Source organism: Kitasatospora sp. NPDC024654 (assembly GCF_055559155.1).
On sequence record NZ_JBVHLF010000016.1, the window covers coordinates 70,992 to 95,549 of the forward strand.

Annotated in this window: 23 protein-coding genes and 3 pseudogenes; 16 read left to right on the forward strand and 10 right to left on the reverse strand. The window is 72.2% G+C overall.

Going from position 1 to position 24,558, the window contains the following annotated elements:
- Positions 1-99 precede the first annotated feature (99 nt).
- Complete coding sequence (ilvA, locus tag ACZ38L_RS12855; RefSeq protein ID WP_465692112.1) at positions 100-1,311, forward strand: threonine ammonia-lyase; 1,212 nt, start codon at positions 100-102, stop codon at positions 1,309-1,311.
- A gap of 65 nt (positions 1,312-1,376) precedes the next feature.
- Here ilvA and greA read toward each other — a convergent pair whose 3' ends face one another.
- Positions 1,377-1,874: a transcription elongation factor GreA gene (greA, locus tag ACZ38L_RS12860; RefSeq protein WP_396557978.1), complete on the reverse strand. Its 498-nt coding sequence runs from the start codon at positions 1,872-1,874 to the stop codon at positions 1,377-1,379.
- 252 nt (positions 1,875-2,126) lie between these two features.
- Entirely contained in the window at positions 2,127-2,543 is a 417-nt protein-coding gene (locus ACZ38L_RS12865; protein WP_465692114.1) for a DUF4307 domain-containing protein, read from the reverse strand.
- Positions 2,544-2,673: 130 nt separating this feature from the next.
- Here ACZ38L_RS12865 and mca point away from each other — a divergent pair, with 130 nt between their 5' ends.
- Positions 2,674-3,570, forward strand: coding sequence for a mycothiol conjugate amidase Mca (gene mca, locus ACZ38L_RS12870; protein ID WP_465692116.1), 897 nt, complete (start codon positions 2,674-2,676; stop codon positions 3,568-3,570).
- A gap of 117 nt (positions 3,571-3,687) precedes the next feature.
- Complete coding sequence (locus tag ACZ38L_RS12875) at positions 3,688-3,879, forward strand: hypothetical protein (protein WP_465692118.1); 192 nt, start codon at positions 3,688-3,690, stop codon at positions 3,877-3,879.
- 297 nt (positions 3,880-4,176) lie between these two features.
- Here the strand turns inward: ACZ38L_RS12875 and ACZ38L_RS12880 are convergent, their stop codons facing one another.
- Positions 4,177-5,151, reverse strand: coding sequence for an alpha/beta hydrolase family protein (locus ACZ38L_RS12880; RefSeq protein ID WP_465692119.1), 975 nt, complete (start codon positions 5,149-5,151; stop codon positions 4,177-4,179).
- A gap of 165 nt (positions 5,152-5,316) precedes the next feature.
- Here ACZ38L_RS12880 and ACZ38L_RS12885 point away from each other — a divergent pair, with 165 nt between their 5' ends.
- Complete coding sequence (locus ACZ38L_RS12885; protein WP_465692121.1) at positions 5,317-5,916, forward strand: TetR/AcrR family transcriptional regulator; 600 nt, start codon at positions 5,317-5,319, stop codon at positions 5,914-5,916.
- 592 nt (positions 5,917-6,508) lie between these two features.
- Here the strand turns inward: ACZ38L_RS12885 and ACZ38L_RS12890 are convergent.
- Positions 6,509-7,090 (reverse strand): TetR/AcrR family transcriptional regulator, encoded by a 582-nt coding sequence (locus tag ACZ38L_RS12890; RefSeq protein WP_465692123.1) that lies wholly within the window; start codon positions 7,088-7,090, stop codon positions 6,509-6,511.
- A gap of 82 nt (positions 7,091-7,172) precedes the next feature.
- Here ACZ38L_RS12890 and ACZ38L_RS12895 point away from each other — a divergent pair, with 82 nt between their 5' ends.
- From ACZ38L_RS12895 to ACZ38L_RS12910, 4 genes and pseudogenes are all read left to right on the forward strand, one after another.
- On the forward strand, positions 7,173-8,660 hold the full coding sequence (locus tag ACZ38L_RS12895; protein WP_465692125.1) for an MDR family MFS transporter: 1,488 nt from the start codon (positions 7,173-7,175) through the stop codon (positions 8,658-8,660).
- Between the two features lie 2 nt (positions 8,661-8,662).
- Positions 8,663-9,289, forward strand: a pseudogene (locus ACZ38L_RS12900) (SDR family NAD(P)-dependent oxidoreductase); the annotation flags it as partial.
- Between the two features lie 245 nt (positions 9,290-9,534).
- Positions 9,535-9,729 carry a hypothetical protein gene (locus ACZ38L_RS12905; protein ID WP_465692127.1) on the forward strand — a complete coding sequence of 65 codons (195 nt, stop codon included), beginning with the start codon at positions 9,535-9,537 and terminating at the stop codon, positions 9,727-9,729.
- 138 nt (positions 9,730-9,867) lie between these two features.
- Positions 9,868-10,782: a LysR family transcriptional regulator gene (locus ACZ38L_RS12910; RefSeq protein ID WP_465692129.1), complete on the forward strand. Its 915-nt coding sequence runs from the start codon at positions 9,868-9,870 to the stop codon at positions 10,780-10,782.
- Positions 10,783-10,851: 69 nt separating this feature from the next.
- Here ACZ38L_RS12910 and ACZ38L_RS12915 read toward each other — a convergent pair whose 3' ends face one another.
- On the reverse strand, positions 10,852-11,610 hold the full coding sequence (locus tag ACZ38L_RS12915; RefSeq protein WP_465692131.1) for an SDR family NAD(P)-dependent oxidoreductase: 759 nt from the start codon (positions 11,608-11,610) through the stop codon (positions 10,852-10,854).
- 149 nt (positions 11,611-11,759) lie between these two features.
- Complete coding sequence (locus ACZ38L_RS12920; protein WP_465692133.1) at positions 11,760-12,827, reverse strand: YncE family protein; 1,068 nt, start codon at positions 12,825-12,827, stop codon at positions 11,760-11,762.
- A gap of 302 nt (positions 12,828-13,129) precedes the next feature.
- Here ACZ38L_RS12920 and ACZ38L_RS12925 point away from each other — a divergent pair, with 302 nt between their 5' ends.
- Positions 13,130-13,351 carry a hypothetical protein gene (locus tag ACZ38L_RS12925; protein ID WP_465692135.1) on the forward strand — a complete coding sequence of 74 codons (222 nt, stop codon included), beginning with the start codon at positions 13,130-13,132 and terminating at the stop codon, positions 13,349-13,351.
- 40 nt (positions 13,352-13,391) lie between these two features.
- On the opposite strand, the pseudogene ACZ38L_RS12930 reads toward ACZ38L_RS12925, so the two are convergent.
- Positions 13,392-13,880, reverse strand: a pseudogene (locus ACZ38L_RS12930) (5'-methylthioadenosine/S-adenosylhomocysteine nucleosidase family protein); the annotation flags it as partial.
- Positions 13,881-13,927: 47 nt separating this feature from the next.
- Between ACZ38L_RS12930 and ACZ38L_RS12935 the strand changes: the two are divergent.
- Both ACZ38L_RS12935 and ACZ38L_RS12940 read left to right on the forward strand, forming a co-directional pair.
- Positions 13,928-15,985, forward strand: coding sequence for a thioredoxin domain-containing protein (locus ACZ38L_RS12935; protein ID WP_465692137.1), 2,058 nt, complete (start codon positions 13,928-13,930; stop codon positions 15,983-15,985).
- Positions 15,986-16,051: 66 nt separating this feature from the next.
- Positions 16,052-16,906, forward strand: a complete 855-nt coding sequence (locus tag ACZ38L_RS12940) for a GNAT family N-acetyltransferase (RefSeq protein ID WP_465692139.1) — start codon at positions 16,052-16,054, stop codon at positions 16,904-16,906.
- Between the two features lie 50 nt (positions 16,907-16,956).
- On the opposite strand, the gene ACZ38L_RS12945 is transcribed toward ACZ38L_RS12940, so the two are convergent.
- Positions 16,957-17,904, reverse strand: a complete 948-nt coding sequence (locus tag ACZ38L_RS12945; RefSeq protein ID WP_465692141.1) for a hypothetical protein — start codon at positions 17,902-17,904, stop codon at positions 16,957-16,959.
- 181 nt (positions 17,905-18,085) lie between these two features.
- Between ACZ38L_RS12945 and ACZ38L_RS12950 the strand changes: the two are divergent.
- The 3 genes and pseudogenes from ACZ38L_RS12950 to ACZ38L_RS12960 form a co-directional block, all read left to right on the forward strand.
- Positions 18,086-18,356 (forward strand): annotated as a pseudogene (locus ACZ38L_RS12950) (papain-like cysteine protease family protein); the annotation flags it as partial.
- A gap of 10 nt (positions 18,357-18,366) precedes the next feature.
- The gene (locus ACZ38L_RS12955; RefSeq protein WP_465692143.1) at positions 18,367-18,942 is read left to right on the forward strand and encodes a hypothetical protein; all 576 of its coding nucleotides are present in this window, start codon (positions 18,367-18,369) and stop codon (positions 18,940-18,942) included.
- A 201-nt stretch (positions 18,943-19,143) separates the two neighbouring features.
- The gene (locus ACZ38L_RS12960; RefSeq protein ID WP_465692145.1) at positions 19,144-19,497 is read left to right on the forward strand and encodes a hypothetical protein; all 354 of its coding nucleotides are present in this window, start codon (positions 19,144-19,146) and stop codon (positions 19,495-19,497) included.
- On the opposite strand, the gene trhA is transcribed toward ACZ38L_RS12960, so the two are convergent.
- Complete coding sequence (trhA, locus tag ACZ38L_RS12965) at positions 19,468-20,172, reverse strand: PAQR family membrane homeostasis protein TrhA (protein WP_465692147.1); 705 nt, start codon at positions 20,170-20,172, stop codon at positions 19,468-19,470. The genes ACZ38L_RS12960 and trhA overlap by 30 nt on opposite strands.
- Positions 20,173-20,447: 275 nt before the next feature.
- Between trhA and ACZ38L_RS12970 the strand changes: the two genes are divergently transcribed.
- The gene (locus ACZ38L_RS12970) at positions 20,448-22,274 is read left to right on the forward strand and encodes a phosphoenolpyruvate carboxykinase (GTP) (RefSeq protein WP_465692149.1); all 1,827 of its coding nucleotides are present in this window, start codon (positions 20,448-20,450) and stop codon (positions 22,272-22,274) included.
- A 204-nt stretch (positions 22,275-22,478) separates the two neighbouring features.
- On the opposite strand, the gene ACZ38L_RS12975 is transcribed toward ACZ38L_RS12970, so the two are convergent.
- Positions 22,479-23,693 carry a pyridoxal phosphate-dependent aminotransferase gene (locus ACZ38L_RS12975; protein WP_465692151.1) on the reverse strand — a complete coding sequence of 405 codons (1,215 nt, stop codon included), beginning with the start codon at positions 23,691-23,693 and terminating at the stop codon, positions 22,479-22,481.
- A 90-nt stretch (positions 23,694-23,783) separates the two neighbouring features.
- Here ACZ38L_RS12975 and ACZ38L_RS12980 point away from each other — a divergent pair, with 90 nt between their 5' ends.
- Positions 23,784-24,479, forward strand: coding sequence for a prepilin peptidase (locus ACZ38L_RS12980; RefSeq protein WP_465692153.1), 696 nt, complete (start codon positions 23,784-23,786; stop codon positions 24,477-24,479).
- Positions 24,480-24,558 lie beyond the last annotated feature (79 nt).

Below are 24,558 nucleotides of genomic sequence, written 5' to 3' on the forward strand. Positions count from 1 at the left end.
CCCGCCCTCCCCCCCCCCCCCCCCCCCCCTCCCCCCCCCCCCCCCCCCCCCCCCCCCCCCCCCCGCCCCCTCCCCCCCCCCCCCCTCTACGCTGACCCCATGCAGAGCTGGCCGATCACCGTGGACGACATCCGCGGCGCCCACAAGATGCTCGCCGGGGTCGCCCGGGTCACCCCGATGGAGAGCAGCCGGCACCTCTCCGCACTGGTCGGCTCGCCGGTCCACCTCAAGTGCGAGAACCTGCAGCGCACCGGTTCGTTCAAGCTGCGCGGCGCGTACGTGCGGATCGCCGGGCTGTCGCCGGTGCAGCGGGCCGGCGGGGTGGTCGCGGCCAGCGCCGGCAACCACGCGCAGGGCGTCGCGCTGGCGGCGGCGCTGCTGGGCGTGCGCTCCACGGTCTTCATGCCGCGCGTCGCACCGCTGCCCAAGGTCGCGGCGACCCGTGAGTACGGCGCCGAGGTCCGGCTGCACGGCGCGACGGTGGACGAGGCGCTCGAGGCGGCGCAGCGCTTCGCCGAGGTGAGCGGCGCGGTCTTCATCCACCCGTTCGACCACCCGGACATCGTGGTCGGCCAGGGCACGGTGGGTCTGGAGATCCTGGAGCAGTGTCCGGAAGTGCGCACCATCCTGGCCGGGGTGGGCGGTGGCGGGCTGCTGGCCGGGATCGCGGCCGCGGTGAAGCCGCTGCGCCCGGACGTCCGGGTGATCGGGGTGCAGGCGGCCGGCGCCGCCGCGTACGTGCCCTCGCTCGCGGCCGGGCGGCCGGTCTCCCTGCCCTCCTTCCACACCATGGCTGACGGGATCATGGTCGGCCGGCCCGGCGACATCCCGTTCGAGCTGGTCAACACGTTGGCCGACGGGGTGCGCACGGTCGGCGAGGATTCACTCTCGCGGGCGCTGCTGCTGGCCCTGGAGCGGCTCAAACTGGTGGTCGAGCCGGCCGGGGCGAGCCCGATCGCGGCGCTGCTGGAGCACCCGGGGGAGTTCGAGGGACCGGTGGTCGCGGTGCTCTCCGGCGGCAACGTCGACCCGCAGCTGATGCAGCGAGTGCTGCGGCACGGGCTGGCGGCGGCCGGCCGCTACCTCTCGCTGCGGGTCCGGCTGTCCGACCGGCCGGGCTCGCTGGCGGCGCTGCTCGGGGTGCTCTCCGCGGTGGACGCCAACGTGCTGGACGTGGCGCACGTGCGGACCGACCCGCGGCTCGGGCCCTCCGAGGTGGAGGTGGACCTGCACCTGGAGACCAAGGGGCCGGAGCACTGCCTGGCGGTGGTCGGCGAACTGGCGGACGCGGGGTACGTGGTCTCGCGGTAGGCCGACCCGTGGTAGGCCGAGGGGCCCGGACGGCAAGCGCCGTCCGGGCCCCTCGGCGTGGTCCGTCAGCCGGTGTAGGGCTTGGCCTCGATGATCCGGACGCTGGCCTTCTTGCCGTTCGGAAGCTCGTAGCTGGCGTCCTCGCCGATCTTCTTGCCGTTGATGGCGCTGCCCAGCGGCGACTGCGGCGAGTAGACGTCCAGGTCGTCGCCGGCCGCCTCGCGCGAGCCGAGCAGGAACTCCATGGTGTCGTCCGGGTCGCCGTCGAACGCGACCGTGACGACCATGCCGGGTGCCACCACGCCGGAGTCCTCGGGGGCCTCGCCGACCTTGGCGCGCTCCAGGAGCTGGGTCAACTGGCGGATCCGGGCCTCGCCCTTGCCCTGGTCGTCCTTGGCGGCGTGGTAGCCGGCGTTCTCCTTGAGGTCACCTTCCGAGCGCGCTTCCTCGATCTTCTGGGCGATCTCGGTGCGCCAGGTGCCGGTCAGGTAGTCCAGCTCGCCCTTGAGCTTGTCGTAGCCGGTCTGAGTGAGCCAGGTCACGTTGTCGCTGGTCTGGGTCACGGGTGCTCCTCGTCGGTGCTGGGCTGTGCTGAGGGTTGGTGTCAGCAGGGGTGGAACGGGTGGGTGGGGGCCGGTGCTCTCTACAAAGCAACGCCCGCGACCGAGCCATCCGGCGCGGAAGGGGCGAAACCACGAGCGTAACAATGTCCGGCGACGGACGGGAGGGGCCGTTGGCGGCGCGTTAACGGCCCGTTCGGAGAAACTTCCCGTCCGGCGGCCCGCTCATGCGACCGCCGGGCTGCCGGGGGGCGGCTACTTCGACGGCGTACAGCTGAGCAGTTCGGCCGTGGTGCCCCGGGCGGTGGTCTTGATCGTCACGATCTCGGAGAAGGTGCTGCCGGCCTTGGGGATCGGCACGTCCAGCTGGCCGACCACGGACTGGTCCGGCGCCTGCGAGCGGATCGTGCAGACGCCGCCGGTGCCGGAGTCCTTGCTGACGTTCAGCTGGGCCTGGACCTCGCTGTCGGAGACCACCTGGAAGGTCACCACCTCGCCGTTCAGCTTGGAGTTGGTGATCACGTACGAGACGCCGATCCAGGCGACCAGGCCGATCACCAGCGCGCCGCAGACCGCGCCGACGATCTTCAGCCGGCGGTCGGCCTCGCGGTCGTCGCGCCGGCCGTAGCGGCCTTCGGGGGCGCCGACGGGTGCCGTCGTGGTGCCGTTCATGGCTCGATCAGTCCTTCCCTGGCGGCCCTGGTGGTGCGACCCCGGAAACTCGGGGGAATGCGCGGGCCCTCCAGTCCGTCACTATAGGGGGAACGATGCTGAGCCGGACATTCCCGGAAGGAACCAGGCGTTGAGTGAGCAGTTGCGGCTGATGGCGGTGCACGCGCACCCGGACGACGAGTCCAGCAAGGGTGCCGCCACCATGGCCATGTATGTCGCCCAGGGGGTCGAGGTGCTGGTCGCCACCTGCACCGGCGGGGAGCGGGGTTCGGTGCTCAACCCGAAGCTCCAGGGCGACCCGTTCATCGAGGAGAACATCCACGAGGTCCGCAGCAAGGAGATGGACGCCGCCCGGGAGATCCTCGGCGTCCAGCAGGCCTGGCTGGGCTTCGTCGACTCGGGCCTGCCCGAGGGCGATCCGCTGCCCCCGCTGCCGGAGGGCTGCTTCGCGCTGCAGGACGTCGAGGCGGCCACCGAGCCGCTGGTCCGGCTGATCCGCGAGTTCAAGCCGCAGGTGATCACCACCTACGACGAGAACGGCGGGTACCCGCACCCCGACCACATCATGACCCACAAGATCACCATGCGGGCCTTCGAGGCCGCCGGCGACCCGGACGCCTACCCCGAGGCCGGCGAGCCCTGGCAGCCGCTGAAGCTCTACTACAACCACGGCTTCCCGATGGGCCGGATCCGCGCGCTGCACAAGTACCTCACCGAGAACGGGCTGGACTCCCCGTACGGCGAGTGGATCTCCGGCTGGGAGAAGAGCGGGCGCCAGGAGCGCGAGATCACCACCCGGGTGCACTGCGCGGACTGGTTCGAGACCCGGGACCGGGCGCTGATCGCGCACGCCACCCAGATCGACCCGGACGGCCCGTGGTTCCGCGTCCCGCTGGAGACCCAGCGCGAGGTGTGGCCGACCGAGGACTACGAGCTGGCGCGGTCGCTGGTCGACACCGACCTGCCGGAGGACGACCTGTTCGCCGGGCTGCGGGCGGCCAGCCTGGCCGCCGAGGGCGTGAAGTAGCCTCCGGCGTCGCGCGGCGGCGTCCGGACAGGTCCTGAGCAGCACGTCACGGGCGCCGCGCCCGACACGCACCACCCCGGTGGCCCGGCCGTAAGGAGGCCGGGTCACCATGGAGGAATGAGCACCCCCATGAACCTCACCCACTCGGTCGCCACGCTGGCCCTCGACGAGAGCAAGGTCACTCCCGGCCTGCTGGGTTTCGTCGTCTTCGCCGCGCTGGGCGTGGCCACCTGGTTCCTGGTGAAGTCGATGAACTCGCAGTTCAAGCGGATCGACTTCATCGAGGAGCCGGACCCCACGCAGGAGTAGTCCGGCCCGGCGGCGGGTGGGCCGAACAGGCGAATCGGCGCCCGGATCTCCCGGTCGTCCGTACACGGAGTCGGCGGCTCCGGGTGAGCCGGCTCCCGGCTGCCGAACGGGTCCGCCGGCGCGCCGTGCTGCCCCGCCGTCCTTCGCGGAGATCGCCGAGGGCGTGAACCGACTCGGTGGCGCGACGTCGCCGCACCTCCGCCAGCACGCGGACACCCCGGTCGCGCCCCGTCCGGGATCCACGGGGCTGGCCGGCGAGTGGGATGACCGACTCCGGGGGTGGGACGCTCGGGTGGCTCAGTCTCCGGGCGCCTCCTTGGACCGGACGTGTCCGAAGGAGCCCGGGCCGTACGCCAGCCTGTCGCGCGCCGTCTGCCACGCCGTGTCGCCGGGGTGGAGCACGCTGCGGAGGTAGGCCGCGGTGAGGCGGGCGAGCGCGGCGACGCGCGCGGGGTTCTCGTCCGTGGTCTCGGCGGCGTCGTACCCGGCGATTCCGCCGAGCCCGTGTTCCGCGTCGAAGAGGGTGAGCAGGGTCTTCGGGGCGGGGGCGAGGGTGTAGGGGTCGGCGTGCCAGGCCGGGCCCAGGTCCGTGAAGTGCCGGGAGTCGTCCTTGTCGCCGGCGACGACGAGCGTCGGCGTCGTCATCGTGGAGAAGTCGATGCCGCGACCGAACGGCACCACCTCGGCCATGGGTCCGTTCAGGGCGTCGCCGCCCCTGCCGGGCGCGGCGAGCAGGACGCCCGCCTTGATCCGCGGCTCGGCCAGGTCCACCTCCTGGCCGCTGTCCGGGTCCGTGCCCCGGGCCCCGAGGAGGAGGGAGGCGGTGAATCCGCCCAGGGAGTGGCCGGCGACGGCGACGCTGCCGCGGTCGACCCGTCCGGCCAGTTGTGGCACGGCGGCCTCGACGGCGTCGAGCCGGTCCAGGATCCGGCTGAGATCCTCGGCGCGCGAGCGCCAGAAGAAGGGCGCGCCAGGGGTGCCGGCGAGCAGCTGGCTCAGTGTCCTGGAACTGAGATGGGTCGGTTGCAGGACGAGGAAACCGTGTGCCGCCCAGAGGTTGGCGAGCGGCGCGTAGCCGTTGAGGGAGGAGAGGTTGTTCGAGTTGCCGTGACCGTGCGAGAGGAGGAGCACGGGCAGGTCGGCGCCGGTCGCGGGCGCGGTGACGCGCACCTGGAGGTCCACCGGGCGTCCGGGCGCGGACAGCACCAGGGGGCTGTACGAGAGGACCGGAGCGGGCGTCGGGGCGGGTGCGACGGCGTCGGAGGCAGGCATGGTAGGCGTGTCCTTTCTGCTGCCAGGGCCACCGCCGGCTTCGGCCGGGAGCGGCGGGTCGATGGCCAGCACGGGCTGGCTCCGCCTAAGCTGAAGCGGAGCGATGCTCCACTTAGTATCCGGAGCAATGCTCCGCTTTGTCAACGGTGCAGGAAGGAGGCTCGGATGCCGGCCGACAGCCCCACGGGAAAGGCCCCGGCCCCGGCCCGGAGCAGGCGGTCCGACGCGGTGCGCAACCAGCAGGCACTGCTCGCCGCCGCGGCCGAGGTGTTCGTCGAGTCGGGCGTCGACGCGCCGATCCGCCAGATCGCGGCCAGGGCGGGCGTGGGCATGGGCACCATCTACCGTCACTTCCCGACCAGGGCCGACCTCGTCACCGCCGTCTACCGGCACCAGATCGAAGCGTGCGTCGCGGCCGGACCGAGGCTGCTGGCCGAGGCCGATTCCCCCTTCGAAGCGCTGCGACGGTGGATCGACCTCTTCGTCGATTTCCTGGTCACCAAGCACGGACTCGCCGAGGTCCTGCAATCGGACAGTGACCGCTTCGGCGCCCTGCACGCCCTCCTCGAGCGCCTGCTGCCCGTCTGCGCGCAGCTGCTCGACGCCGCGGTCGACGCCGGCGACATCAGCCCCGGCCTGAAGCCCTACGAGCTGATGCGCGGCATCGGCAACCTCTGCATCGGACGCGACGGCGACGATGAGTACGATCCGCGCCGACTGATTGACCTGTTGCTGTGCGGACTGCGGCGATTCCGGGGCGCCTGAAGACCGTTGCCAGGAGCGACGGTTGGCGGCACTCGGCTCGATCGGTGCTCGGGAGGGCACGCTCGGCCGTCTGCGCATCGCGGTGCGGGTGATCAGGTCACGTGGTGGGCGGTGACGCGGTCGGTTCGAGGGCGCCCCGGCTGGCGAGGGGGAGGCGCACCGCCGGGTCGTCGTCGAAGACCGAGGGACTGTCGTGGTCCCGCGTGTCAGTCCGTCAGGTCGCTGAGGACCGGGCTACCGGCGGCATCGGCGTCCTCGGTGGCGGCCCACGCGGCGAGGAGCTGGAGCTTGTCGTGGTCGGGGATGATGACGTCCGTGGTGACGCCGCCGGTGGGTCTGACGCATCGACTGACAGTGCGGAAACGGCGGGGAAGCGGCCACGGTGGGTTCGGGCGATGGGGCGGTCGATGCCTCCGGCCCGTGCGGGCGGGGGGTGTGGGCACGGGGCCAGCACGTAGCCGAGGGGGTCTCCTCCGAGAACCGCCGGAACCGTCACTCCCGTCCGTTGCCGAAGTCGGATCCCGGTGCCCGTACGCGACCCAGGGCTACGACAAGGGCCGCCGCTTGCCCTGGAAGAGCACCATCAAGCCGATCAACGGGGGCGGGGCGCGACCAGGGGGAGGAAGATCGTGTCGACGATCTCTTGGAGGACGTGCTCGTCGGCGGGGGCGAAAGTGGCGAGCAGTTCGTGGCGCAGCAGGTCGAAGGGGAGGGACTTGATGCGCTCGGTGAGGTGCCGCGGATCGACCTCGCCGCGTTCCACGGCCCGACTGAAGATCGCGTCGACGGCTTCCTGCCGCCCGGTCGCGGTGGGGTCGGTCAGATCGCTGGGGCGGGTTCCGGTCGCGTGGTAGTGGGCGGCGAGGTGCGCGTACATGGTGGGGGTGAGCTGGGCGCGAGTGGCGTTGATCGCGCGCATGAGAGTGAGGACGTCCTCGCGCAGGCTTCCGGTGTCGGGAGTCTCCAGGCGGGCCCGCCTGAGTGCGTGGGCGATGGTGGCTTTGGCGAGTTCGTCGCGGTCGGACCAGCGTCGGTACAGGACCGACGGGCTGGTGCCGGCGCGTTTGACGACGGCGTCCATGGTGAATTTCGCGTAGCCCTGGGCGGTGAGTTCTTCCCAGGCCGCATCGAGGAGGGCCTTCTCCAGTGCTGCCCCGCGGCGTCGCTCGGTCATCCGCCAACAACCTCCCTTAGATAGATTGCCTATCTTACCGCGGTGGCCTAGAGTCGCGGCCATAAGATAGAAGTCCTACCTTATGGAGTCTCCCGTGGCCGCTGACGACAGTGCCAAGACACCAACCGATCCTGCGGGCGCCGTCGATCCGGCCCTGCGGCGCATGACCTTCACCCTGATCGTCGGCGCGCTCGCCGTCATCTTCGACACGACGATCACGAGCGTCGCCATCGAAAGCCTGGCCGGGCAGATGAACGCCTCGCTGGCCACCATCCAGTGGGTGAGCACCGCCTACCTGCTGGCCCTGGCCGCCGTGATGCCGGCGGTCGGCTGGCTCCAGGCCGTCCTGGGCGGCAAGCGCCTGTGGATCGCCGCACTCGGCCTGTTCCTGCTCGGGTCGCTGCTGGCCGCCTCGGCGTGGAACGCCGCCAGCCTGATCGCCTTCCGGGTGGTCCAGGGCTTCGGTGGCGGCATCATGATGGTGCTGATGTTCACGCTGATCATGCAGGCCGCCAAGGGCCGCAACATCGGCAAGGTCATGTCCCTGGTCACCGTGCCGACCGCCCTCGGCCCCGTGCTCGGCCCGGTGATCGGTGGCGCCGTCCTGCACCTGGGCGACTGGCGCTGGATCTTCCTCCTCAATGTGCCCTTCGGCGTCGTCGGCGCCATCCTCGCCTGGCGAGAGCTGCCCCAGGACCGACCCAGCCCCCGCCCCCGCCCCCGCCTCGACGTCATCGGCATGCTGCTGCTCTCGCCCGGCATCGCGGCCGTGGTCTACGGCCTGACCCAGATCGCCGGGTCCACCGGGCTCGGTCGCCTCAAGGTGGCGCTGCCGCTGGCCGCCGGGCTGGCCCTCCTGCTCGGCTACACCGGCTGGGCCCTGCGGCGCGGCTCGGAGGCCCTGATCAACATCAGGCTGTTGCGCCACCGCAACCTCACCGCGTCAACGGTGCTGGTCTTCCTGTCCGGGGCGGCCCTGTATGGCACCATGCTGCTGTTGCCCCTGTACTGGCAGCAGGTCCGCGGCGAGTCCGCCCTCGGCGCGGCCCTCCTGCTCATCCCGCAGGGCGTGGGCACCCTCATCTCCCGCGCGGTCGCCGGCACGTGCATGGATCGCCTCGGCCCGCGCCCCGTCGCCATCGCCGCCTTCGTCCTCACCTGTGCCTCCACCGTGCCGTTCGGCTTCGTCACCGCCACCACCAGCAACGTCGAACTGATGGCCGTGCTGTTCGTGCGTGGCATCGGGCTGGGTGCCGCCATGATCACGATCATGGGAGCCGCCTTCGTCGGACTCGGGCCCGAGGACATCTCCCAGGGCGCCGGTATCAGCCGCGTCGCCCAGCAGGTCGGCGGCTCCGCGGGCACAGCGCTGCTCATCATGATCCTGCAACGCACCTCCGCCGGCGCTCGCACACCGGCCGACCTGGCATCGGGCTTCGGCGACGCCTTCTGGTGGTCGGCGGCGTTCACCGCCGCCGCTCTCCCCGTCTGCCTGCTGCTGCCCGGCCGTCCCGACCAACACCAGCCAGCCCCCGACGCCGCGCCCGCCGAACAGCCCGCGGAATTCTGACCGGCGCCCGGGACGGGCGGCGCAGGAGCGACGCCGTGGCGAGACTGCGCGCGGCGGGCGCCGACGCCTTCGGTGTGCCCTTGGACGTGACCGACGACGGGAGTGTCATCGGTGCGGTGCGGTTGATCGACGAGCGGGCGGGGCGTTTGGACGTGCTGGTCGACAACGCCGGCGTCGCGGGCGGCTGGCCGGAGGAGCCGTCGACCGTCGACCTGGTGACGGTGCGGCGGCTGGTGGAGACGAACGTCATCGGCGTCATGCGGGTGACCAACGCGATGTTGCCCCTGCTGCGCCGTTCGGCGCACCCGCGGATCGTCAACCAGTCCAGCCACGTCGGCTCGCTGACGTTGCAGACCACGCCCGGGGTCGACCTCGGGGGGACCAGCGGAGCCTATGCGCCGACGAAGAGCTGTCTCAACGCCGTCACGATCCAGTACGCCAGGGAGCTGAGCGGGACCAACATTCTGATCAACAACGCCTGTCCCGGCTACGTGGCCACCGACCTCAACGGATTCACCGGCACCCGGACCCCCGAGCAGGGCGCGGAGATCGCCATCCGGCTGGCGACCCTGCCCGACGACGGGCCGACGGGCCAGCTGTTCGACGACAGCGGAGTCATCCCATGGTGACGACCCTCGGAGAGGTGCGCCTTCGCCGGGCCAGGTGGTGCCGCCACGGTGGAGTGCCGGTCCACTGCGGCAAGCGCCCCCGGCCCCAGCGGCCTTGGCGCGTCATCGACGCCGCGAGTTCCGGTGACCGGTGCAACGGCGGCTGTCCTGCGCGTGTCGTTCGTGGAAGGGCCATCGAGCCCCGAACCGTCGGAGCGAAGGGCCGAGACGGACTGTCGCTCCTTCTGCTCCTGCTGGCCGCGGGGTTGACCACCCTGGTGGGCGCGGGCTACGAGGTCCGCCGGCAGCGCCGCTCGCTGCGTCAGGGCGTCCGCACCCGGGGCTCGGTGGTCCGTCAGGAGCGGAACACCGATCCGGAGGGCGGGATCGCGCTCTTCCCCGTGGTGGTCGTCGCGGACGGCCTCCTGTCCTTCCACGGAGAACCCGACGAGCGGGGCTGACGCAGGCTGCTCGCGCCGGGAAACGATCACGAGAAGCGCGGTGAACCGCAGCGGGTGGTGGTTCGAGTCGGGCGGGACGATGCAAAGACTGGCATAGGATCTTTGCGTCGGACGATACGGCGTCACCGTGGAGCACGCATGGACCTGAACCTGCTCGTGGCGCTCGACGCTCTGCTGCAGGACAGCAGCGTGACCAAGGCGGCCGAGCGGCTGGGCACTTCGCCGGCCGCGGCGAGCCGCAAGCTCTCCGCCCTGCGCCGGATCGTCGGCGACCCGCTGCTCGTGCGTGCGGGGCAGGAGATGGTGCCGACCCCGCGGGCCCTGGAGCTCAGGGCCGAGGTGCGCGCGCTGCTCGAACGGTCGCAGGCCATGCTCGCGCCGCACGGCAGGCTCGACCCCACCACGCTGCGCCGGACATTCAGCGTGCAGGCCAGTGAACTGCTGCTGGCCGACATCGCTGCTCAGCTCTCCGGCCGGCTCCGCGCCGAGGCCCCCGAAGTGGGCGTGGTGTTCCTGCCCGAATCCATCGAGAACACCCCAGCGCTCCGACGAGGTTCGGTGGATGTCGAACTGGGCGTGCTCGGCCACCTCGATCCGGAGACCCGCAGCGAACGGCTGGTCACTGTGCCGCTGCTCGGCGCCGCCCGCCAGGACCATCCCCTGTTCGACGAGCCGATCACCGCCCGCCGTTTCGCCGAGGCGGACCACATCGGCATCTCCCGCACGGGCAAGCGGTACGGCCCGATTGACACCGCCCTGGCAAGGCAGGGCCTGCGGCGCAACGTCGCCGTCGTGGTGCCCAGCCACACCAGCGCCATGCTGCTGGCCCGCACGACCGACCTGGTCTGCCTCACCACCGCCGCGGTCACCGATGGCGACCTGCCCGGCGCGGTGACCGCGCTCGGCCTGCGCACCTTCTCCATCCCACTGGACGTCCCGCCCATCGAGATCGGCATGGCCTGGCACCCCACGCACGACGCCGATCCCGCTCACCGGTGGTTCCGGAGCCGCATCCGCAGCACCTTCACGCGGGAGCAGACGGCCGGGCGGTGAACCCGAGCCCCGGGCTGGCGGCCGAAGGCGCCGGGACTGCCGGCACGGGTTCGAGTGCTTCACGAGCCGTCAGAGGCTCTGCCCGCCTGAGGCCTCGATGCGCTGCGCGGTGATCCAGCCGGCGTGGGCGGAGGTGATGGTGCGCACCGCGCCTGCGATGTCCTCGGGCTCCCCGACCCGGCCGGAGGCGTGGTTGGCGGTGATCATGGCCCGGTACTCCTCGTTGTCGCGGATCACGCCGCCGGCGAAGTCGGTCGCCGTCGCCCCCGGCGCCAGGACGTTGACGGTGATCGCCCGGGTGCCGAGGATCTTCGCGGCGTACTTCGTGTAGACCTCGATGGCGCCCTTCATCGACGCGTACACCGAGTAGGCGGGGTTGGCGACGTACCGGGTCAGGCCGGTGGAGGTGAACAGGATGCGGCCCCCGTCGCTGACCATCGGGGCGAGCTGTTCCGTCAGCAGGATCGGGCCCTTGACGTGGACGGCGTGGAGCGCGTCGATGGTCGCCGCGTCGGTCTGGCCGAACGGGGTCAGGCGGTCGAAGCCCGCGTTGTTGACGAGGATGTCGATGCGCTCGCGCCCCCACAGCTCGTGCAGTCGCTCGCGCAGCTGCTCGGCGAACTCCGGGAGGCTCTCGTCGCGGGTGATGTCGAGGGGCAGGGCGATCGCGGTGCTGCCGCGCTCGGTGAGCTGCGCCACGACCGCCTCCGCCTCCTGTGGATTGGACCGGTAGGTGATGACGAGGTCGGTCCCGTCCTCGGCGAGGGCGTGGGCCGCCGCGCGGCCGATGCCGCGGTTGCCGCCGGTGATCAGGGCGATGCGTCGCATGGGTGTTTCTCCGGTTTCTCGGTACTGGGGTCTCGGTGCTGGTTTCTCGGACGGGGAGCGGGATGCGGCGGGCGCCGTGTGGCGCGCTGCGCATTCGCCACGGCGGGCCCGGCGGTTGGGCACCTGGCAGGCCCGGGTACGTGCGTCGGTCAGGCGGGCTTCGGGATGTAGGCCAGCCCGTGCGCGCCGGGTTCGGCGAGCTTGGGCAGCTCCAGCCGGGCGATGCGCCGCAAGGATTCGAGGTCGATCACGTCGACGGTGGAATCGATGACGTTCGAGGCGTAGGCCAGCGCGCCGTCGGGCGAGGAGGTGATGGTCAGGGGGCAGCGCCCGATCTCGACGCCGCCGAGCCGCTCGTGCGTGCCGGCTGAGAACACCGTCAGCTGCCCGGGGCGCTGCACCAGGCCGGGCTCGCGGCGGCTCGGGTCGGTGCTGACGTCCGGGGCCATGCGCACCTCGCCCGCCAGGACCTTCCCCGTGGCGGTCAGGTGCACGGGCACCACCACGCTCTGCGTCTCCAGGACGTCGATGACGCTGCGGCGCTCGGTGTCGATGACCCGGATGCCGGGCGAGGCGGTCGGCACGGTTCCGCCGAAGGCCGCATAGGGCGCCGCCACGTACAGGCGCGTACCGTCGCCGGACACCGCCAGGCCCTCGCTTCCGGGAACCTCGATCCTGTCGATCAGCTCGCCCTCGACCAGGTCGAGCACGGAGACGAACGGCGCCTGCTTGTTGCTGGCGTATCCGCGCCCGCCGTTCGGGCTGACGACGAACCAGTGCGGGCCGAAGGCACCGACGCCGATCCGGCCGATCGGCCGTCGGGTCACGGTGTCGATGATCACGACGCCGCCGTCGCCGTCCGCCGTGCCTTCCACGCTCACGTACAGGCGCCCGCGTTCGACATCCAGGCTCAGTCCGTGCGGACCGAGCTCCGGGGCGATGTCCACGACCTCGACGATCTGCCGGCTGTCCGGGTCGATCACCGTCAGCTGGCTGCGCCGACCCGAGTTCGCGTGGTAGTAGCCGGAGCGGTACGTGTTCGCGCACCACAACAGCCGTTGGACCGGATCGAAGCACAGCTCGTGTGGCTCGGGCAGCGTCTCGACCGAGCCGAGGAGCCGGTCGGAGACGGCGTCGAAGAAGGACACGGTCGGGCCGCTCTGGCTCACCGCGGCCAGGACGTCGCCGGTGCGCCCAGTACGCACGGATCGCTGCATGACTACCAACCTCAGGTTGCCGGTTCCCGCGCTCCGCGGGCCTGTTCAGTCTCAGCGGCCAGCGCGGGGGAGGGCGATGCAAAGATTGGCATTCAATAATTACGCTCAGCGTAACTATGGGCGATGGGCGTCCGGTGTGCCCGCAGACGAGGAGCAGGAAGTGTCGCTCGCCGGGTTACGGCCTCATGGGCCGAGCCGGCCGCGTGGTTGACGCCGAGGGTCACCCCGGCCGGCACTCTCGTAGTGGACCCTGTGCGGGACGGTGGCCCCACATCCTGAGGGGCGACGGGAAGGAGCCGTTGATGAGCGTCGACGCGGTCGGAGTCGACGGGAAGGTGGTCATGACCCCCGCGGAGCAAAAACACTCCAGCACCATCAAGTCGATGCAGTACGACACGATCCTGTCGTTCGGGCGTCATGCGAAGACTGTCTCCGACGTCTACATCGACTTCCCGGCGGGTGAGAACTCGGCCCCCGACCTCGCGATCACGCGGGAGGACGCGCAGCGGCAGGGCAAGCGGTAAGGCTTCGAGGACGTGCTGCTGATCGCCGAGGTGGTGTCGGTACGATCTCGCCGGCGGCGACCGCCCCGAAGCGCACCTGCGGTGCGTCCTCGTGACCGGGCACGGGGTCCGCCCAGTCGTTCAGGCGGGCCAGGTGGGAGGCGATCTGGCTGATCCCGTGCGGTGCTTCCCACGCCCGGGGGCGAGCCTTGAGTCCGTCGTGCTCGCTGGTCCCGCCGTGGTAGGCATACACGTGTGACGCCATCACCACGTCGCCCAGCCTGGTGGTGTCCCACAGGGCGCCTGCGACTCCGACGAACAGCACGGCCATCGGCGAGAACTCCTGAATCGCGCGTTCGGCGATCACTGCGGCGGAGTGGTTCCCCTTGCTCGTCAGACCGAGTGCGACACGGCACGGGGCGCCGCGCACGGTTCCCACCTCGAACCGGACAAGAAGGGTGTGATGAAGGTTGCGGTGCCGTTCGACTCCGCAGTCAGTGCGCGTGCGGCGGGGCCGTGCGGATCGATCGGCTAGCACCGGCTCCACCAGTCCTCCGATTCCGGGGTTCCCGTAGCCGGTGGTGCGATACTGCCCGCATGGTGAACCGTCTGGCCGACGCCACGTCCCCGTACCTGCTGCAGCACGCAGACAACCCCGTGGACTGGTGGGAGTGGTCCCCCGAGGCGTTCGCGGAGGCGGAGCGGCGGGGGGTGCCGGTGTTGCTGTCCGTCGGGTACGCGGCCTGCCACTGGTGCCATGTGATGGCGCACGAGTCCTTCGAGGACGCTGGGCTGGCCGAGTACCTCAACGAGCACTTCGTCTCCGTCAAGGTGGACCGCGAGGAGCGGCCGGACGTCGACGCGGTGTACATGGAGGCGGTGCAGGCGGCGACCGGGCAGGGCGGTTGGCCGATGACGGTCTTCCTCACCCCCGAGAAGGACCCGTTCTACTTCGGCACCTACTTCCCGCCCGAGCCGCGACACGGGATGCCCGGGTTCCGGCAGGTGCTGGAGGGGGTGTCGGCCGCCTGGCGGGAGCGCCGGGACGAGGTCGGCGAGGTGGCCGGCCGGATCCGGGCCGACCTGGCGGAGCGGGCCGCGGTGTACGGCGCGGGCGTGGGGCTGCGCCCTCCGGGGGCGGCGGAGCTGGACCAGGCGCTGGTCGCGCTGGGCCACGGCTTCGACGCCGAGTGCGGCGGCTTCGGCGGGGCGCCCAAGTTCCCGCCGTCGATGGTGCTGGAGTTCCTGCTCCGCCACCACGCCCGGACCGGCTCCGGCCCGGCCCTGGAGATGGCCGAGCGGACCTGCGAGGCGATGGCCCGCGGCGGGATCTACGACCAGCTCGGCGGCGGCTTCGCGCGCTACTCGGTGGACGCCGAGTGGATCGTGCCGCACTTCGAGAAGATGCTCTACGACAACGCGTTGTTGCTGAGGGTCTACCTGCACCTGTGGCGGGCCACCGGGCAGCCGCAGGCGCGCCGGGTCGCGCTGGAGACCGCGGACTTCCTGCTGCGCGAACTGCGCACCCCCGAGGGCGCGTTCGCCTCCGCGCTGGACGCGGACAGCCTGGACCCGGCGACCGGCAGGTCCGCCGAGGGTGCCTACTACGCCTGGACACCGGGGCAGTTGGCCGAGGCACTGGGTGAGGCGGACGGTGCGCTGGCCGCCGAGCTGTTCTCGGTCACCGAGCACGGCAGCTTCGAACACGGCGCCTCCGTCCTGCAGTTGCTGCACGAGCCGGACGATCCGTCGGCGTACCAGCGGGTCCGGACCCGGCTGCTGGCGGCCCGCGCCGAGCGTCCGGCTCCGGCCCGGGACGACAAGGTGGTCGCGGCCTGGAACGGCCTGGCCGTCGCGGCACTCGCCGAGACCGGCGCACTGCTGGACCGGCCCGACCTGGTGGAGGCCGCGGCGCGCGCCGCCGACCTGCTGCTCTCGGTCCATCTGACCGAGACCGGACGGCTGTTGCGCACCTCGCGGGACGGCCGGCCGGGTCCGAACGCCGGGGTGCTGGAGGACTACGCCGACACCGCCGAGGGGTTCCTGGCGCTCTACGCGGTGACCGGTGAGGAGTCCTGGCTCGAGCTGGCCGGCGGGCTGCTCGACCTGGTGCTCAAGCACTTCACCGACGAGACGTCAGGAACGCTGTACGACACGGCCGATGATGCCGAGGAGCTGATCCGCCGCCCGCAGGACCCGACCGACAACGCGACCCCGTCCGGCTGGACGGCCGCCGCGCAGGCGCTGCTGACGTACTCGGCGTACACCGGCTCCGCGCGCCACCGCACCGCCGCCGAGCGGGCGTTGGGCGTGGTCGGCGCACTGGCCGGGCAGGCGCCGCGGTTCATCGGCTGGGGACTGGCGGCGGCCGAGGCGCTGGCCGACGGACCGCGTGAGGTCGCGGTGGTCGGCCCGGCCGGCGACCCGCGGACCGCCGCGCTGCACCGCGCGGCGCTGTCGGGCACCGCGCCCGGCGCGGTGGTGGCGCTGGGCGAGCCGACCCGCCCGGGCGAGCCGGCCCGGGTGCCGCTGCTGGCGGACCGCCCGCTGCTGGACGGCGCGCCCGCGGGGTACGTCTGCCGGCACTTCGCCTGCGAGGCCCCCACGGCCGACCCGGCGGAGCTGGCCCGCCGGCTGGGCGCCCACGCGGAGTAGCGAAGTGGCCCGGCCGGCGGGAAATCCGGCTGCCGGGAGGGCGGCGGCCGGGTCAGGATCAGCGGTATGACCTGGACCCTGACCGACTCGCTCGCCGAGTTCCGCGCCCGTACCGATGTCGCGCTGGCCGCCCACCCCGCTGAGAACACCGTGCTGTTGACCATCGTGGACCGTCTGGCGGCGGGCGGGGCCGGCGGCGACCCGGACCGGCCGCCGCGCTTCGGCTGGTGGCGCCCGGCACCGGACGCGCCGGTGGCGGCGGCCTTCCTGCGGACCCCGCCGCACCCGTTGCGGCTGGGCCGGATGCCTGCCGAGGCGGCCGCCGAGTTGGCCCGGACCCTCGCGGCCGGTCCGGCCCAGGAGGCTCCCACCGGTGTCGTCGGGGAGGTGGCCGCCGCCGAGGCCTTCGCCGCTGCCTGGAGCGAGTGGCGGGCCGGGCCGGTCCGGCGGGAGTCGAACGAGCGGCTCTACCGGCTCGGCACCCTGGAACACCCGGTGGTGGCCGGCCGGCTGCGGACGGCCGGGCCGGCGGACCGGGAACTGCTGCTCGGCTGGTTCGGCGAGTTCGTGGCCGAGGCCGGGGTCCGGACGGGCGCCCCGGGCGAGATCGTGGACCGCCGGATCGCCATGGGCGCCCTGCACCTCTGGGAGGACGAGGGTGGCCGCCCGGTCTCGATGGCCGGGCTCTCCCCGGTGCTGGCCGGGATGGTGCGGGTCGGGCCGGTCTACACCCCGCCCGGCGAGCGCGGCCGGGGCTACGGCCGCGCGGTGACGGCCGGTGCCACGGCGGACGCGCTCGCCCGGGGCGCCGCCGAGGTGCTGCTCTTCACCGACCTGACCAACCCCGTGAGCAACGCGATCTACCAGCTGATCGGCTACCGGCCGGTCGGGGACTGGATCACCCTGGAGTTCGCGGAGTGAACGGAATCGAACCGACCGGGCGGACCTGACCTGACCGGGCGGACCCGGGGCTACTCCCAGTCCCAGCGCACGCCCAGCAGCCCCGGGGCCAGCCCGCCGGCGACCAGGTGCACGCAGCGGTGCCCGTCCAGGGTGAGCTCCTCACTCTCGTACGGGACCGCGCCGGGGGTGCGGGCGGCGAAGCGGTGGCAGCGCGCCGGCAGCGCGTCCGGGTGGAAGCTCGCCTGCAGGACGTACTGCCCCGCGGCGGAGTTGAAGCCCCGGACGTACTCGGTGGTGGGCCGTGCGGCGGGGGCGTCGTCGAAGCCGTAGCCGAGCAGGTGGGTGTCGCCGGTGCGCAGCCGGCGGTCCAGCAGCAGCTCGGCGATCACCAGCCGGGCCGTCCGGTCACGGCGGATCCGGCCGGGCCGGCAGTTCTCCTCGGCCCGGACGGCGACCCGGTCCACGTCGCAGCCCGGGTCGCCCTGGTAGATGGCCAGGTACCGGTCGACGCCGTCGCGGTGGGCCCGCAGCGCGTGCTGTGAGTCGCGGCGCAGCAGTTGGCGGTCGGCACCGAGCCGGATCCGCTCGATGTGGGCGACGGTGTGCAGGCCGGTGTCGCGCGGCCCGGACAGCTCGGCGAGCAGCTCGTCCACCGCGGTGGCGGGGGAGATCAGGTCGCGGTACGGGCGGACGGGCACCGCGGCCGGTTCCGCGCCGAGCGTCCGCCGGGGGCCGAGCAGCCGGGTCAGCGAGTGCGCCGGGAGTTCCAGCACCTCCTCGAGCACCCCTACCGCGCGCAGGGATTCGGGGCGCTCCGGGCGGCGCCGGCCCTGCTGCCAGTAGCTCAGGCTGGTCACCCCGACGTGCACGCCACGCTGGGCGAGGTGCTGCTGCACCCGGTGCAGCGCCAGGCCGCGCGCGCCGAGCGCGGTCCGCAGGGCCAGGTGGAAGGGGCCGGTCCGCAGGACCGTGGCCAGTTCGGGCGGCGAACTGCGCTGCGTGGGACTGCGCTGCATGGCGGGCCTCCGGGTGAACGGTGGGGGTGAATATTCACACGTCGGACGCCTGTTGTCACCCTCCCGGTGAGCAAGTCGGCCGGACGTTCACATCCGGCGGCCGGCGTTCACATCGCCCTCCGAGTCCGTCAAGAGGGCATTGACTAGGAGTGGCAGGGAGATTGATGCTCAGTCAGCTCACGGAGTCAACCCCGGCGACTACGTCACCGGCCACCTGCTCTACAGCACCGTGCAGAACGAGATCAACGACGACCGTCCGGTGGAGACCCGGATCCAGTGGCTCCGGCGGCGGTCACATGGAGGTGCTGTACGGCTACGACACCAGTGACAACTGGGTCTACTGGGGCGATCCGTGGCCCTCCGACTACCGCTACACCTGGGCGGCCTACGACTACTACGTCAGCAACGACTCGTTCTCCTGGACCCACTCCCTCTACCGGATCGGCGCCTGAGGAGGCAGCCATGACGACCCGTGCGACCATCCGGCGCGCGGCCACGACCGCGGCGCAGGCCGCCCCACGGCTCTCCGGGCCGACCGTGCCGGTCCACACCCTCGACCCGGGCTTCGTCGCCGGGACGAAGGGTGCTCCGGTGGCCCGGGTGGACTTCACGGCCACCGAGGCGGTCGCCGCCGACGGCCGGGCCGCCTCGGTCTGGACGGTTCGGCAGGGCAGGGGGTGGCGGGTGGTGAACATCGCCTCCGGCGGCGACGAGACCGACTACACGGCGTTGGGCGCCAGCGGCGGCGGTGGCACGGTCTTCCGGGAACCGCAGGTCAACGCGTGGTACATGCTGCGCGGTGACCGGGTGCTGCCGCTGGACGCGAAGGCCCGCAGCTCGGTCGGGCCGGACGGGACCAACTTGGCCGACTACCAGCGGCTGGTGCACCAGCGGTACGGCGACAAGCTGCCGGGCTCGACCTACGACCGGTCCGGGCAGGGCGGCGGCTTCTCGGCCGCTGCCCCGGCCTCCGCGGGCCACGGCCCGGCGGTGCCCGCCGTGACGGTCGCCGCCGCGCTCGGCGCCACGGCAAGCTGACCGCGGGCACGCTCGCCGTCCGCCGCCGACGCCGTAGCTGACCGCGGTCCGCGGGTGCCCCCGGAACCTCGGGGGCACCCGCGTGCCTGTTGGCACCGGGAGTTGAGGAAAGGTTGACGCGCTGTTCGCCCACCGCTGACTACGGCGTGTCACGGTCGGTAGATACCATGTGGCACGGGGTCAGAGCGGGGAGAGGTGGCGGTGGCTGTGCGCGATGCGCGGGATCTGCAGCTCTGGGGTGGCGTCGCCGTGGTGGCGGGCGCGCTGATGGTGGTCGCGGGTTACCTGGTCGACGGCGCGCCGTTGGTCTGGGCGGTGGCCTCGGTCGAGGTGTTGCTGGTGATGGTCTACGTCGCCCGCCGGTTCCGCTACCTGCTGCGCCGCGAGCACCCCGGCACACCGGCCGGCCCGTTCGTCGAGGACGCCGCGCACTGCGAGCGCTGCCGTCGAGCCCGCGAGCAGCGGGACGCGCTGGCCAGCCGGCGCGCCGGGTCGTCGGCGGCGCGGCCGGCGGACGGGCTGTCGTCAGCCGGTCGCGTTGTAGGCCACCAGTGAGACGCCGACGTACTGCACGATGAAGGCGCCCAGCGTGAAGGCGTGGAAGACCTCGTGGAACCCGAACCAACGCGGTGACGGATCGGGCCGCTTGAGGCCGTAGACCACGCCGCCCGCGCTGTAGAGCAGGCCGCCGACGACCATCAGGGTGATCACCGCGACCCCGCCGGTGCGCAGGAAGTCGGGCAGGAAGAACACCGCGGCCCAGCCCAGCGCGAGGTAGCAGGGCGTGTAGAGCCAGCGCGGGGCGCCGACCCAGAGGACCCGGAAGGCGATCCCGGCCAGCGCGCCGCCCCAGACCAGCCAGAGCAGCAGCTCCCGGCGGCCACCGTGCAGCAGCAGGATGGTGAACGGTGTGTAGGACCCCGCGATGATCAGGAAGATGTTCGCGTGGTCGAGCCGGCGCAGCACCGCGTCGCCGCGCGGTCCCCAGTCGAAGCGGTGGTAGACGGCGCTGATCCCGAACAGGAGCCAGGCCGTCACCGAGTAGATCGCGCAGGCGACCCGGGCCCGCGGCGAGTCGGCCAGGCAGATCAGCACGATCCCGGCGGCCACCGAGGCGGGGAACATCCCCGCGTGCAGCCAGCCGCGCCAGGCGGGTTTGGCGGGCAGCACGCCGCCGACGGGTGGGGAGCCGGGCGCAGGCGTGGCAGAGGTGTCCGAGGCCGCAGTCATGATCCTCATGCTACCTACGGGTGCGTAGGTTACCTGTAAGTAGGAAGTGGCTCTCATCACTTTTGGCCATTCTGGAGTGTTCCACCCCGATCGACTCATGGTCGACACCTGCCGAAGTCGCCCAGGAATCTGCCAGTTTTTGGCCAATGAGTAGCAAAACTTGCGGCAAAGCTGCCATGACGCCGTGTTGTCCCTCAAATGGCCGGGCTACGCTGCAAGCACCCTCAAACCCCCGGACGCCTGTCATGGACGATCAGGCGTGAAACGGAGCGATCGTGTCGTACGAGAACTCTGCCCTCAGCGCAGCCGCCCCGACCCGTCACCAGCGCCTGGTGGCGTGGGTCAGCGAGATCGCGGAGCTCACCCAGCCGGACCGCGTCGAGTGGTGTGACGGCTCGGAGGAGGAGGCCCAACGGCTCTCCGAACTCCTGGTCGAGCAGGGCACCTTCAAGAAGCTCAACCCCGAGAAGCGAGCCAACTCCTACTACGCCGCGTCCGACCCCAGTGACGTCGCGCGGGTCGAGGACCGCACCTTCATCTGCTCCGAGCGGGCGGAGGACGCCGGCCCGACCAACCACTGGAAGGCCCCCGCCGAGATGCGGGAGATCTTCCAGGGCGAGCAGGGTCTGTTCCGGGGCTCGATGAAGGGCCGCACGATGTACGTCGTGCCGTTCTCGATGGGCCCGGTCGGCTCGCCGCTGGCCGCCTACGGCGTCGAGATCACCGACTCCGCCTACGTCGCGGTGTCGATGCGGGTGATGACCCGGATGGGTCAGGCAGTGCTCGACCAGCTCGGCGAGGACGGCGACTTCGTCAAGGCCGTGCACACCGTGGGTGCCCCGCTGGCCGAGGGCCAGGCGGACGTGCCGTGGCCGTGCAACAGCACCAAGTACATCTCGCACTTCCCGGAGACCCGGGAGATCTGGTCCTTCGGCTCGGGCTACGGCGGCAACGCGCTGCTCGGCAAGAAGTGCTACGCGCTGCGGATCGCCTCCACGATGGCCCGTGACGAGGGCTGGCTGGCCGAGCACATGCTCGTGCTGAAGCTCACCCCGCCGAGCGGCGAGGTCAAGTACGTCACCGCGGCCTTCCCGAGCGCCTGCGGCAAGACCAACCTGGCCATGCTCCAGCCCACCATCCCGGGCTGGAAGGTGGAGACCATCGGCGACGACATCGCCTGGATGCGGTTCGGCAAGGACGGCCGGCTCTACGCGATCAACCCGGAGGCCGGCTTCTTCGGCGTCGCCCCGGGCACCGGCGTGGACACCAACGCCAACGCCATCGCCACCCTGCACAGCAACACCGTCTTCACCAACGTGGCGCTCACCGACGACGGTGACGTCTGGTGGGAGGGCCTGACCGACGAGCCGCCGGCCCACCTGACCGACTGGCGCGGCGACGACTGGACGCCGGAGTCCGGCACCCCGGCCGCCCACCCGAACGCGCGGTTCGCCGTCCCGGCCGCGCAGTGCCCGACCATCGCCCCCGAGTGGGAGGACCCGGCGGGTGTGCCGATCTCGGCCATCCTGTTCGGCGGCCGCCGGGCCACCGCGGTTCCGCTGGTCACCGAGTCCTTCGACTGGCAGCACGGCGTCTTCCTGGGCTCCAACATCGCCTCCGAGAAGACCGCCGCCGCCGAGGGCACGGTCGGCGAGCTGCGCCGCGACCCGTTCGCGATGCTGCCGTTCTGCGGCTACAACATGGGCGACTACTTCGCGCACTGGTTGAAGCTCGGCGCGCAGGCCGACGCCGGCAAGCTGCCGAAGATCTTCTACGTCAACTGGTTCCGCAAGAACAGCGACGGCCAGTTCGTCTGGCCGGGCTACGGCGAGAACAGCCGGGTGCTCAAGTGGATCGTCGACCGCCTGGAGGGCACGGTCGAGGGCGTCGAGACCCCGATCGGCCGGCTGCCCAAGGCCGAGGAGCTCGACCTGGACGGCCTGCAGCTGTCGGCCGACGACCTCGACCTGCTGCTCAGCGTGGACACCGACATCTGGCGGCAGGAGGCCGGGCTGATCCCCGCCCACCTGGAGCTCTTCGGCGAGCACACGCCCAGCCAGCTGTGGGACGAGTACCGGGCGCTGGTCAAGCGCCTGGGCTGACGCCTCCGGGGTTCCGGTCCGACCGCCGCGCGCGGAACGCGTGGCGGCCGGACCGGCATGACCTCGCTCGACCTCGCTCGACCTCGCTCGACCTCGGTACGGCCGCGGCCTCCGGCCCGGCGATCCTCCCCGACCAGTGGGATCGCCGGGCTGGGGACTGCGGCCGTCGGCGTTCCGGGGGCCGCTCTCGTCGGTGGAAAGGCCCTACGGCTGCACGTAGCCCTGGAGGAAGGTGCCGATCCGGGTCACCGCGTCCTCGATCTCCTCCGGGCGCGGCAGCGTGACCAGCCGGAAGTGGTCCGGATCCGGCCAGTTGAAGCCGGTGCCCTGGACGATCAGGATCCGCTGCGACCGCAGCAGGTCCAGCACCAGCTGGGCGTCGTCCCGCACCTTGTAGACCGACGGGTCGAGCCGCGGGAACGCGTACAGCGCGCCCTTCGGCTTGACGCAGCTGACCCCGGGGATCTCGTTGAGCAGCCGGTACGCGGCGTCCCTGGACTCCAGCAGCCGGCCGCCGGGCAGCAGCAGGTCCTTGATCGACTGCCGGCCGCCGAGCGCCGCCGCGACCGCGTGCTGGGCCGGCATGTTGGCGCAGAGCCGCATGCTGGCCAGCGTGTTGAGGCCCTCGATGTAGCTGGGCGCGCGGCCACGGTCGCCGGAGAGCACCATCCAGCCGGACCGGAAGCCGGCCACCCGGTAGGCCTTGGACATCCCGTTGAACGTGACGCAGAAGAGGTCCGGGGCCAGCGTGGCCAGCGGCACGTGCTCGGCGTCGTCGTAGAGGATCTTGTCGTAGATCTCGTCGGCGTAGACCACCAGCTGGTGCCGGCGGGCGAGCTCGACGATCCCCTCCAGCACCTCGCGCGGGTAGACCGCGCCGGTCGGGTTGTTCGGGTTGATCACCACGATCGCCCGGGTGCGGTCGGTGATCTTCGCGGCGATGTCGGCCAGGTCCGGGTACCACTCGGACTGCTCGTCGCAGCGGTAGTGCACGGCGGTGCCGCCGGCCAGGCTGACCGAGGCGGTCCAGAGCGGGTAGTCGGGAGCCGGGACCAGCACCTGGTCGCCGTTGTCCAGCAGCGCGGTCATCGCCAGCTGGATCAGCTCGGAGACGCCGTTGCCCAGGTAGACGTCGTCGACGCCCAGGTCGTGCAGGCCGCGCTCCTCGTAGTGCATCACCACGGCGCGCCGGGCCGAGAGCAGGCCCCTGGAGTCGCCGTAACCGTGCGCGCCGGCCAGGTTGCGCAGGATGTCCTGCAGGATCTCCGACGGGGCCTCGAAGCCGAAGGCGGCCGGGTTGCCGGTGTTCAGCTTGAGGATGCGATGGCCCTGGTCCTCCAGTCGCATCGCCTCGTCGAGTACCGGGCCGCGGATGTCGTAGCAGACATTGGCGAGCTTGCTGGACTGGAAGACCTGCATGCGGTCACTCTACGGGCCCACCGCCCGAACCCGCGCGCGTTCCCGGCGGCCCGGGATTGCGCGGGGGCGGCGTTGGGCAGAGGGGGAGTCGTGATCGGACTGCTGCTGGGAGCCACCGCGGGGCTGGCCGCCGCCCCGCCGTTGCGTGCGGCGGCGGCCCGCCACGCCGTGCCGTACGGCGAGCCGCTGCGGGTCTGCGACTGCGGCACGGCGCACCGGTGGCTGCCGCCCACCGCGCGCTGCCCGCGCACGGGCGCGCCGGGCGGCCCGGCGCCGCTCGCGGTGGAGCTGGTCGCGGTCGGGGTCGGCGCCGTGATCGGCGCGGCGGCGAGCTGGCCGATCGGCCTGCTGCTGGCCTGGACCGGGCTGCTCGGCGTGGTGCTCGGCTTCGTGGACGCCGCCGAGCGCCGGCTGCCGGACGCGCTCACCCTGCGGCTGGCGCTGGGGACGGCCGTACTGCTGCCGCTGGCCGCGCTGCTGGACCACCGACCGGCCGTGCTCACCCGCTGCCTGCTGGCCGCGCTGGTGCTCGGGGCGGTCTACGGGACGCTGGCGCTGCTCGCCCCGATGGGCTTCGGCGACGCCAAGCTCGCCCCGGCGCTCGGCGCGCTGCTCGCCTGGTACGGCTGGCCGGCGGTCTACACCGGGGTGTTCGCGGGCTTCCTCTGCGCGGCGCTGTGGGGCGGACTGCTGCTGCTGACCGGGCGGGCCAAGGCCGGCCACCAGCTGGCGTTCGGGCCGTGCATGCTGCTCGGCGCGCTGCTCGCGGTGCTCTCGGCGCACTGAACGGCGGTGGGGGGGGGGGGGGGGGGCCCCCCTCCCTGGCGCACCGCCCCCCCCCCATAGCCCCCCCCCCCCCAAAAAT